The organism is Sphingomonas sp., assembly GCF_023266535.1.
Lineage (GTDB): Bacteria > Pseudomonadota > Alphaproteobacteria > Sphingomonadales > Sphingomonadaceae > Sphingomicrobium.
In genome coordinates this window covers 1-9,652 of sequence record NZ_JAHFPY010000093.1, presented here as the reverse complement: position 1 = coordinate 9,652, position 9,652 = coordinate 1, and the positions used below count along the sequence as shown (strand labels likewise).

Genomic DNA, 9,652 nt, shown 5'->3' with positions numbered 1-9,652 from the left:
GGTCTCGCGGTTTGCCGACGCGATCGAGCGCAGCAATCAGCTCGTCCGGCTTCACCTCTGGCCGTGGCGAGGCGGGAGGATTGCGCACCAGCGGGCTCTGCGGCGGCGCCTTGGCAACCGGCTGCGGCGCCGGGCTGGCATGCGCGTCGTCCTTGTGGGGTTCGACCAGGCGCCGCAGGTCGCTAACCAGCGTCTGCCAGCGCGTGTCGGCCGTATCGCCGGTCCAGTTGGCGAGATCGGCCGCCTGCGTCAGTTCAAAGATGATCGGCAGGCTGCAGGATTCGATGATCACCGGCACCAGCTTGTTGGCACGATCGGCGAGCGTTGCCTCCGCCCTTACCCAGCGAGACGCAACCGAACGCGGCGACCACAGCACGACCACCGCTCTCGACGCCCGCAATTCCCGTTCGATAACCTCGTCAAAGGTCTCGCCCGAGCGAAGCGCGGCGTCCCACCACACGGCAAAGCCTTCCTGGGCGAAACATTCGGCGAAATGCCGTGCCGCCTGCCGCTCTTCCCGGCTGTAAGAAATGAAAATGTCAGGTCCGGACACGCAGTTCCCCCTAATTCGTACCTCTATTCGGGAGACCCTTACCGGGCCTTCATAAGCTCCGATGCCTCGCGCTGATGCCTACGCGTCCCGTTAAGCGACTCGAAACGGCGTAGGCCTAATTGTCTGTTAACCGACACTAAAAGTCGAGGGCCAAGGCCCTGCCCTAGGCGGCGTTCGTACCAAGTCGGTACAGTATGCGCTCACCGTAATTTTTGGCGAGGTCCATCTTTCCAACATATTCAAAGTGGTAATTGTTGAGGTCGGACTCGATCAGGGCGGCAAATGGCTGGGTCGTGTAGATGGCGCCGACCGGGACCCGCGGCTCGATCCGCGCTGCAACCGTCACCTCCGTGCCGTAGAAGGTTCGCGCGCTTTGCACGGCATCGAAATGCTCGAAAATCGGCCCATGGTGGAGGCTGATCCGCATTCCTCCTTCCGGGGGAAGGCCAATTGACTGGAGCGTGCCGGGATCAAGCTCCGACTGGATTTCAAGGGCGATTTCCGCAGCCATCGCCGGTGTCCGAATAACCGCGAAAATCGCATCGCCCCAGCTGTTGCGATGCAGGACAACGTTGGCGTGGCGATCCAGCACACCCGCAATCCGCCCCATCACTACTTCCAGGAAGCGCGACAGATGGTCTTCGTCGAGGCGGGAAAAGCCTGCGAAATCGGCGAACAACATCGAACAAAGGGTCCAGCTCGGCTTGCCCGGGTCCTGGATGACCGCTGCGGTCTCCAACGCCGGACGCTGCCGTGGCACTTCGATGACGCGGCTCTCGCCGCCCAACTCGGCCCATTCCGCGCAATGCGCCGCCGTTCCGGCAATCGCGGCGGTCGGCGCCCTGTCCCACACGGCAAGCTGGAAGGTCGCGGCCTGCATCACGCTGGCGCGAAGCTGGGCGAGACCCATTACGAGCTTGGCGCAATATGAAAATTGCTGGTCGTCATTCACCCACCGCATCTCGGTGGCAAAGGTGACCGAGCTCGCCGCATTCCGCGCTTTCTCATAGCGCGTCACCCACTCGCGTCCGCCGATCACGACGGACGATTTGATGAAGTCCTCCTCCTCAAAGGGCAGGACGACGTGGAGTTCGCCTCCCCGCTCCAGCAACGCCTCGGCAACCAATATGTCGGCGCCGCAAGCGAGCTGGCCATAGCCGACGAGCACGTCGGACTCGGCGAGGATCGCGCGAATGGACTCGGCAATGGCTTCCTCTTCTTGCCATCCTGCGGCGAACATGTGGCCGCAATAATGGATGACCGGGGTCGGCCGAATCGAATCCAACAGGGCCTGGCGCTGGCTGTCAGAGACGGCCAGCTTGCCGGCGATCAGTGTCACCTGGCGAGCAGTAGAAGCGACCATGCCGGGCGAGGCATCGGCCCGTCGACGGGCTTCGCCGAACAGTGCGGTCGCCTGATCGACATCGCCGCACACCAGCGCCGCCTCGGCCGCCGACGCCGCGGCGAAATAATCCTGCGGATCGGCGACATCAGGACGCCGGCCGATTGCCGCGGCAAGTTCCCGCGCTTCGGAGACATCGCCGGCGAGGAAGGAAGTCGTCGCCGCATTGATGCCGGAAAAATAGCCGTCGGAAAGCTGGAAGGCGTGCCGGTAGGCCTGGCTCGATTGACGAAACAGGCTCACTTGCTCGTTCCCGGCGGAGCGACCCGCGAGGTCTTTCAGCAAGCGGCCCTTGAGGGCGAGCGCGTCCTCGCCGCCGATTTCCTCGACCCGATTGCGCTCATAGAGGCGCATCGCAGCATGTGGATCGCCCAGCCGCGCCATGGCCAGCGCCTGGAGGTAGCGAACCTCGGGATCGTCGGGATATTTCTCGATCGCTTCGCGCGTCCGTTCGTACAGCGCGAACATGTCGCCGCTGCCCAGCGCATCCTGGAACTTGCGATGATATTGGAGGTCAATCGCGTTCATGCTTGGAATGATCTGCCTGCCGCCCAGTCGCCGCCAGTATCATGCATTCCACAGAGCTTATGCAATGGATAGAGCATGGCTTACCGACAGCGCGGTCATAGAGCGGCCAAAACCGGGCCAAATCGGACCTATCTGCCGCCAAACAGGCTTGACGCCGCATTAGGCAATCCGATTTGAGGAAAGGAGCGATTTCCGCTAGGTAAGCGGCAGTTAATGCGTTTGCGCAACATTCCAGGCTCGGAAGGAATCAGGTTGCACCCGATGGCATCAAGCGAGGCCGAAGATGGGACGATCGGGGTTGACCCGTCTTCTCCGGTCACTCGTTTGAGCCATGGCCAGATCGAATGCCTCCTGCTGGTCGACCTGCACCACAACAGCAAGGAAATCGCGGCCAGGCTTGGAATCAGCCCCCATACTGTCGACCAGCGCATCCGCGGCGCACTGGACAAGCTTGGCGTGGAGCGGCGCGGAGAAGCAGCCAGGCTGGTGGCGGCCGCCTTGTCGCCGCACGACCCAATATATCAGCGTTTGATACATCAATCACCGCACATCGACCGCATCCAACCAACGGGACACCTACAAGGCACGGTCCGCACTTCGATTCGGCACGCTGACCGTGCAGGGGAGGTCAATCCTCCCGGTCACTTGACCGAGCAAAGCCCGGTTGGATCTGGCTCTCCCCTGCAACTGCCGTTTGCAACAAGGAGCCATCCCAGCAATGAGATGAGCGTCGGTCTCCGGCTGCTCTGGATCGTCTTGATTGCGATGGGCGCGACATTTTCGGCGGGTATGTATCTCGCCGGGCTGGAAAGCCTCTCGAGGATGATCAACGGCTAAGGCCGCATTCTCAATCACTCCAATGCTGACCATGGCCCTTCGCGGGGTGACCCGCGCCAAGGGGAGAAAGATGATGCGCAAGCAACTTATCGAATCCACCGCTCTCGAAGTCGCGACCCAGGTCCGCGCCGTCGAAGATGCGATCGAGGAAGCACTGGCCGAAATTGCCGAGCTTCAGGGGCGCATGATCCGTGCACGGGCGACGTTTGGCATCGCCACCGCCACCGGCCACGCCGCGCTCGAACAGCTGGCGGAAACAACCGTGCGGCTGGTGCAGGCTAGAGGCGAAATGGCTAATTGCCACATGGTCCTCAAGGAAACCACGCAGCTGGTGCCGGGCCTTCGTACCGTTGGGTTCGGCGACGCGCAGGAATGCCCGCCGCAGCAAGGCCGCGCAGATCTGCGCGTGGTCGCATAACCACGAAACGGGATTGACCGGGCCACGTCCAGCGTGGTCCGGTTTCCATCGACATGTTCGGACCCTTCATATTCATTCCGTTGCTGATCGCCGTCAGTCTCTATGCCTGGTGGCGTGGAGGTGGCGACGAGCGGATCGTCGCTGCGACCTGCCTGGCCGGCACGGCTGCGACACTGCTGGTGATCTCCCCGCTTCGCCAGCGTTACAGCGGCGTTGAAGAAGGCCTGATGCTGGTTGATCTGGCGGTATTGGCCGGCTTCATCACTGTCGCGCTTCGCTCCAGCCGTTTCTGGCCGCTGTGGGTGGCGGGCCTGCAGCTCACCACCTCGCTGGGCCATATCCTGAAAGGAATCGACCAGGACCTGCTCCCCCGCGCCTATGGAGCCGCGCTCCAGTTCTGGAGCTATCCGATCCTTGTCATTCTGGCGGTCGGGACGTTTCGGACCCATCGCCGCATGCGACGATCGGCGGCCTAGCGCGACCGGTGCGGGCCGATTAGGGTCCGCGCCGTGCCTGACCGCAACGCCCTCGCGCTCGCCATTCTCGAAGCGATCGAAGAACCTGCCCTGATTGTTGTCGGCAGCGTCGTCGAGGCCGCGAATCAGGCCGCGCGCCTGCTGCTCGGCGCGATGATCGAGGGTCGCGACCTGCGCTTTGCCATCCGCCATCCGCGCGCCCTCGACATGATATTGGCGGGCCGCGCGGAGGAACTTGAGGTCATCGGGATTGGCGACGTCGACCGGCCATGGAGCCTGAGTGTCCGGCCTCTCGCCAAGGGCTCGGTGCTGGTGCGGCTCGCGGACCGCTCGGCATTGCGATCGGCCGAGCGAATGCGCACCGATTTTGTCGCCAACGCCAGCCATGAGCTCAGAACGCCGCTGGCCACAATCATCGGCTATGCCGAAACCCTGTCGGAAGACGGGCCGGTCGACGAGGCGACTCGCGAACGATTCGGATCGACCATTGAGACCGAAGCCCGCCGGATGCTGCGAATCGTCGAGGACCTGATGAGCTTGTCGCGGATCGAGGCGGACCGCTTTCGGGCTCCCGACGAGCAGGTCGACATGGGTGAAGTGGCCAGGATCGCAATCGAGAACGCGGCGCCGCTGCTGGATCGGCGGAAGTGCCAGATTCAGGCGGACATCGAACAAGCGCTTCCCGTTGCAGGCGATTTCGGACAGCTGCTCCAGCTGGCCGACAATCTGATCGGCAATGCCATCCGCTATGGCTGCAACGACAAGAGTTGCGCGATCTCGGTCAGCGTTCGCACCGATGGAGCAAGAGTCATTTTCGTCGTCACCGATCAGGGCGACGGCATCGCCCCGGAGCATTTGCCGCGCTTGACCGAGCGCTTTTACCGGGTCGATTCTGCGCGCAGCCGCGAATCTGGCGGTACCGGCCTTGGCCTCGCCATCGTCAAACATATCGTCGAGCGCCATCGCGGCTCGCTCGACATCCGGTCCGAAGCCGGCCGCGGCACAGAGGTCAGCGTTACCCTGCCCGCAGTTTAATCCTCCCCTTGGCTGTCATGAAACTGTAACACGCTAGTCACAGGGACGCGACGGACTCGGCGCTAGGAGCGTCGTCAACGTCGGCCTGAAGAGCCGACCCCTTGGGAGTATGGCGATGAAGAAGATGCTGGTTGCGCTGCCGCTGGTAGCGCTGGTCGCGGCTTGCGGCGGCAAGGATTCGAGCGGCGGCGCGAGCGCGCAGCTGAAAATCGTTGGTTCTTCGACCGTTTATCCGTTCACGACCGCGGTCGCCGAGGACTTCCAGCGCGCCAACCCCGGCGTCAGCGTGATCGTCGAATCGACCGGCACGGGCGCCGGCATGAAGCTCTTCTGTGGTGGCGTCGGCAGCCAGTTTCCCGACATGGTCGATGCCTCGCGGCCGATAAAGGCCAGCGAATATGCCGACTGCGCGAAAGTCGGCGCCAAGAATGTCATCGAAGTTCCGATCGGTATCGATGGGCTGACCCTGATCCAGGCCAAGGAACAGGCGCCGCTCAACCTGACGGTGGCGCAGATCTACAAGGCATTGGCAGCCAATCCGTTCGGCAAGGGCGCCAACACCGCCCAGACATGGAAGGATGTCGATCCGTCGCTCCCCGCGACCAAGATTCGCGTCCTTGGCCCGCCGCCGACGTCGGGCACGCGCGACAGCCTGGCCGAGCTGATCCTGGAAAAGGGTTGCGATACCGACCCGGCAATGAAGGACCTCAAGAAGGCCGACGACAAGAAGCACAAGGAAACTTGCACCAAGATCCGCGAGGACGGTGTCTATGTCGAAGCCGGCGAGAATGACAATCTGCTGGTCCAGAAGATTTCGGCGGACCCGGGTGCGCTCGGCGTGCTCGGCTACAGCTTCCTCGAAGAAAATGCCGACAAGGTCGCTCCCGTTGCGATCGGCGGCGTCAGCCCGACCGAGGCGACCATCAGCGATCTCAGCTATCCGGGAAGCCGCCGGCTCTATATCTATGTGAAGGGCGAGCATATTGCCGCCAAGCCGGCCATCAAGAACTTCATCGAGGCCTATTCGAAGGCCTGGAGCAAGGGCGGCTCGCTGGAGAAGCGCGGCCTGGTTCCGCTGAATCCGGCCGAAGCAGCGGCTGCCACGACACAAGCGACGGCGCTTGCTCCGCTCGACCCGTCGAGCCTGAAGTAAGTCCGGGGCGGCAAGCCTTATGACGCTTACCCTAGGGCTCGTCGCGGTCCTGCTGATCGCCGTGGCCGCTGGCCTGTTCGCTCGCAAACGGGCGGCCGGGCTGCGCGGCGGTGGCGCTCGCCTCAACAGCCTGCCCAATTATCACGGGCTCTACGTCGCTTTGTGGGTGGCGCTTCCCGCGCTGCTGTTCCTGACCATCTGGTCACCGACCCAGACTAGCCTAGTCAACGACGCCGTGCTGGCGTCGCCGGCCGGCAAGCAGCTGCCCGATTTCGACCTGGCCCGCGAAACCATTCTGACTGAGGCCGAGGAGATTGCGACCGGCGAGCGTGAGGCGGGGTTCAACCCTGAATCGACCGCCCTGGCTCCGATCTACAAGGAGGCCAGTTCAAGATTTGCCACGATCGGCGGCGCGATCGCCATCGTCGTTTCGCTGGTCGGCGGCTTCTTTGCCATGCGCCGGGTGCGGGTCGATTTCCGCGCCCGAACGGGCGTCGAGCGCTGGATGATGATCCTGCTGGTCGCGGCGTCACTGATCGCGATCCTGACCACGCTGGGCATTGTCCTGTCGCTGCTGTTCGAATCCTTGCGCTTCTTCAAACTGGTCAGTCCGACCGAATTCCTGTTCGGCACGAGCTGGAGCCCGCAGATGGCACTTCGCGCCGACCAGGCCGGTTCGTCGGGCAGCTTTGGTTCGATCCCGCTGTTCTGGGGTACGGCCTTTATCGGTGCGATCATCGCCATGATTGTCGCCATCCCGCTGGGCCTGATGTGCGCCATTTTCCTGACCCAATATGCCCACCCGCGGGTGCGCGCCTGGCTTAAGCCGATCCTGGAGATACTGGCTGGCGTTCCGACCGTCGTTTACGGCTATTTCGCAGCGCTGACGGTGGCTCCGCTGGTCCGCGATTTCGGCATCGCCATCGGCATCAGCTCGGCTTCCTCGGAAAGCGCGCTGGCGGCCGGACTGGTGATGGGCATCATGATCATCCCGTTCGTCAGCTCGATGGCCGACGACAGCATCGCCGCGGTTCCGCAGGCGATGGGTGACGGCAGCCTCGCGCTGGGCGCCACCAAATCCGAGACGATCAAGAGAGTTGTGCTGCCCGCCGCCCTGCCGGGCGTGGTCGGCGGCGTGCTGCTGGCCGTCAGCCGGGCGATCGGCGAGACGATGATCGTGGTGATGGCCGCCGGCCTTGCCGCCAACCTTACCGCCAACCCGTTCGAAAGCGTGACCACCGTCACCACCCAGATCGTCCAGCTGCTGACCGGCGACCAGGAGTTCGACAGCGCCAAGACGCTGGCGGCCTTCGCGCTCGGCCTGGCGCTGTTCCTGATCACCCTGGTCCTCAACCTCATCGCGCTTCGCGTGGTGCGCAAATATCGGGAAGCATATGAATAGCGCCGATGCCGCCCTGTCCCGCTGGACCGGCGAGGACATGCAGAAGCGCGTGGCCAGGCGCTACGCGGCCGAGCGGCGATTCCGCTTCTTCGGATTTGCCGCGGTCGCCCTGTCGGTTGCCTTCCTCGCCTTCCTGCTGACCAACATGGCGTGGAAGGGTCTGGGCGGATTCTCCCAGACCGAGGCAAGGGTCGTCATCGATTTCCCGAAGTCCAACCTGATCCTCGACCCGGCGACACTGCGCGGCCCTCAGGCCGAAGAAACATTGGCTACGGCCGGCCTCGACGGGGTGCTTGAGCAGGCCGGCATCGCCCAGTTCGGCGAAGGCGGCGGCGCCATGTTCGGCGGCGCCAGCGCCCGCGCGCTCGGCGAGCAGCTGATTGCCGATCCGGACCTGCTCGGCCGCAAGGCGGAGCTGTGGTTGCCGGTGTCGTCCAAGGCCGATGTCGCGGCGAAGGGAGATGGCGATCCGGCAGTCGAGAAACTGATCGCCAAGGCCGAGACCAAGCGGGTCTTCAATCCCGGGTTCCTGACCGCGTCGGACGCCACGGACCCGTCCGAGGTCGGCGTGTGGGGCGCGCTCAAGGGCAGCTTCCTCACCATCCTGGTGACGATGGCGCTGGCCTTTCCGATCGGCGTCCTGGCCGCGCTCTATCTCGAGGAGTTCGCGACCCGCAATCGCTGGACCGACATCATCGAGGTGTCGATCAACAACCTGGCGGCAGTTCCGTCGATTATCTTCGGGCTGCTGGGACTCGCCGTGTTCCTCAACTTCATGCACCTGCCGCGTTCGGCGCCGCTGGTCGGAGGCTTGACGCTGGCGCTGATGACCATGCCGGTCATCGTCATTGCCGGCCGAAATGCGATCAAGTCGGTGCCGCCGTCGATCCGCGACGCGGCGCTTGGCGTCGGCGCGTCGAAGATGCAGGTCGTGTTCCACCATGTGCTGCCGCTGGCTCTGCCGGGCATCCTCACCGGCACGATCATCGGCATGGCCCGCGCGCTGGGCGAGACGGCGCCGCTGCTGATGATCGGCATGCGCGCCTTCATCGCCTCGCCGCCGCAGGGCATCAGCGAACCGTCGAGCGTTTTGCCGGTGCAGATTTTCCTTTGGTCTGATGAAGTCGATCGCGGCTTCGTTGAAAAGACCAGCGCCGCGATCATCGTGCTGCTGATCTTCATGCTGCTGATGAACGGGCTCGCCATCTATCTCCGCAACAAATTCGAACGCCGCTGGTAGGCAGGATGAAAATGATCGAAACCATCGTTCCCACTCCGACCGAAACTGCCGAAACGGCGGTCGTCGACGGCCCGCCCAAGATGAGCGCCCGCGGTGTCAGCGTCTTCTACGGCGATAAGGAGGCGCTGAAGGGTGTCGACGTCGACATCCACGACGACAAGGTCACCGCCTTCATCGGCCCCTCGGGCTGCGGCAAATCGACCTTCCTGCGCTGCCTCAACCGGATGAACGACACCATACCCAGCGCGCGGATGACCGGCAACATCGACCTCGACGGCGAGGATATCTACGCCTCGAGGATGGACGTGGTGCAGCTTCGCGCCCGGGTCGGCATGGTGTTCCAGAAGCCGAATCCCTTCCCCAAGTCGATCTACGAGAATGTCGCTTATGGCCCGCGCATCCACGGCCTGGCGGACAATAAGGGGCAGCTCGACGAGGTTGTCGAAAAATCGCTGAAGCGCGCAGGCCTGTGGGACGAGGTCAAGGACCGGCTGCAGGAAAGCGGCACCGCTCTGTCGGGCGGACAGCAACAGCGCCTGTGCATCGCCCGGGCAATCGCTGTCGATCCCGAAGTGATCCTGATGGACGAGCCCTGCTCGGCGCTCGAC

The 9,652-nt window shown here is 63.6% G+C and carries 10 protein-coding genes; 8 read left to right on the top strand and 2 right to left on the bottom strand.

What is annotated here, in order from left to right; genetic code table 11:
• Together Q0C64_RS12365 and Q0C64_RS12360 are read right to left on the bottom strand one after the other, a co-directional pair.
• Positions 1-553, bottom strand: a 553-nt coding sequence (locus Q0C64_RS12365; RefSeq protein WP_294124142.1) for a toll/interleukin-1 receptor domain-containing protein, incomplete at its 3' end; no start/stop codon positions are given.
• A 163-nt stretch (positions 554-716) separates the two neighbouring features.
• Entirely contained in the window at positions 717-2,483 is a 1,767-nt protein-coding gene (locus Q0C64_RS12360; protein ID WP_294124141.1) for an adenylate/guanylate cyclase domain-containing protein, read from the bottom strand.
• 213 nt (positions 2,484-2,696) lie between these two features.
• Between Q0C64_RS12360 and Q0C64_RS12355 the strand changes: the two genes are divergently transcribed.
• The 8 genes from Q0C64_RS12355 to Q0C64_RS12320 form a co-directional block, all read left to right on the top strand.
• Positions 2,697-3,320: a helix-turn-helix transcriptional regulator gene (locus Q0C64_RS12355; protein WP_294124140.1), complete on the top strand. Its 624-nt coding sequence runs from the start codon at positions 2,697-2,699 to the stop codon at positions 3,318-3,320.
• A gap of 46 nt (positions 3,321-3,366) precedes the next feature.
• Entirely contained in the window at positions 3,367-3,738 is a 372-nt protein-coding gene (locus Q0C64_RS12350) for a hypothetical protein (RefSeq protein WP_294124139.1), read from the top strand.
• A 53-nt stretch (positions 3,739-3,791) separates the two neighbouring features.
• Positions 3,792-4,214 carry a hypothetical protein gene (locus Q0C64_RS12345; protein WP_294124138.1) on the top strand — a complete coding sequence of 141 codons (423 nt, stop codon included), beginning with the start codon at positions 3,792-3,794 and terminating at the stop codon, positions 4,212-4,214.
• A gap of 33 nt (positions 4,215-4,247) precedes the next feature.
• The gene (locus Q0C64_RS12340; protein ID WP_294124137.1) at positions 4,248-5,249 is read left to right on the top strand and encodes an ATP-binding protein; all 1,002 of its coding nucleotides are present in this window, start codon (positions 4,248-4,250) and stop codon (positions 5,247-5,249) included.
• A 115-nt stretch (positions 5,250-5,364) separates the two neighbouring features.
• Positions 5,365-6,402 (top strand): substrate-binding domain-containing protein, encoded by a 1,038-nt coding sequence (locus tag Q0C64_RS12335; RefSeq protein ID WP_294124136.1) that lies wholly within the window; start codon positions 5,365-5,367, stop codon positions 6,400-6,402.
• A 19-nt stretch (positions 6,403-6,421) separates the two neighbouring features.
• Positions 6,422-7,804, top strand: a complete 1,383-nt coding sequence (gene pstC / locus Q0C64_RS12330; RefSeq protein WP_294124135.1) for a phosphate ABC transporter permease subunit PstC — start codon at positions 6,422-6,424, stop codon at positions 7,802-7,804.
• Positions 7,797-9,044, top strand: coding sequence for a phosphate ABC transporter permease PstA (gene pstA / locus Q0C64_RS12325; protein ID WP_294124134.1), 1,248 nt, complete (start codon positions 7,797-7,799; stop codon positions 9,042-9,044). The genes pstC and pstA overlap by 8 nt, the downstream gene beginning before the upstream one ends.
• An 80-nt stretch (positions 9,045-9,124) precedes the next feature.
• A partial coding sequence (locus tag Q0C64_RS12320; protein ID WP_294124143.1) for a phosphate ABC transporter ATP-binding protein occupies positions 9,125-9,652 on the top strand: 528 nt, incomplete at its 3' end.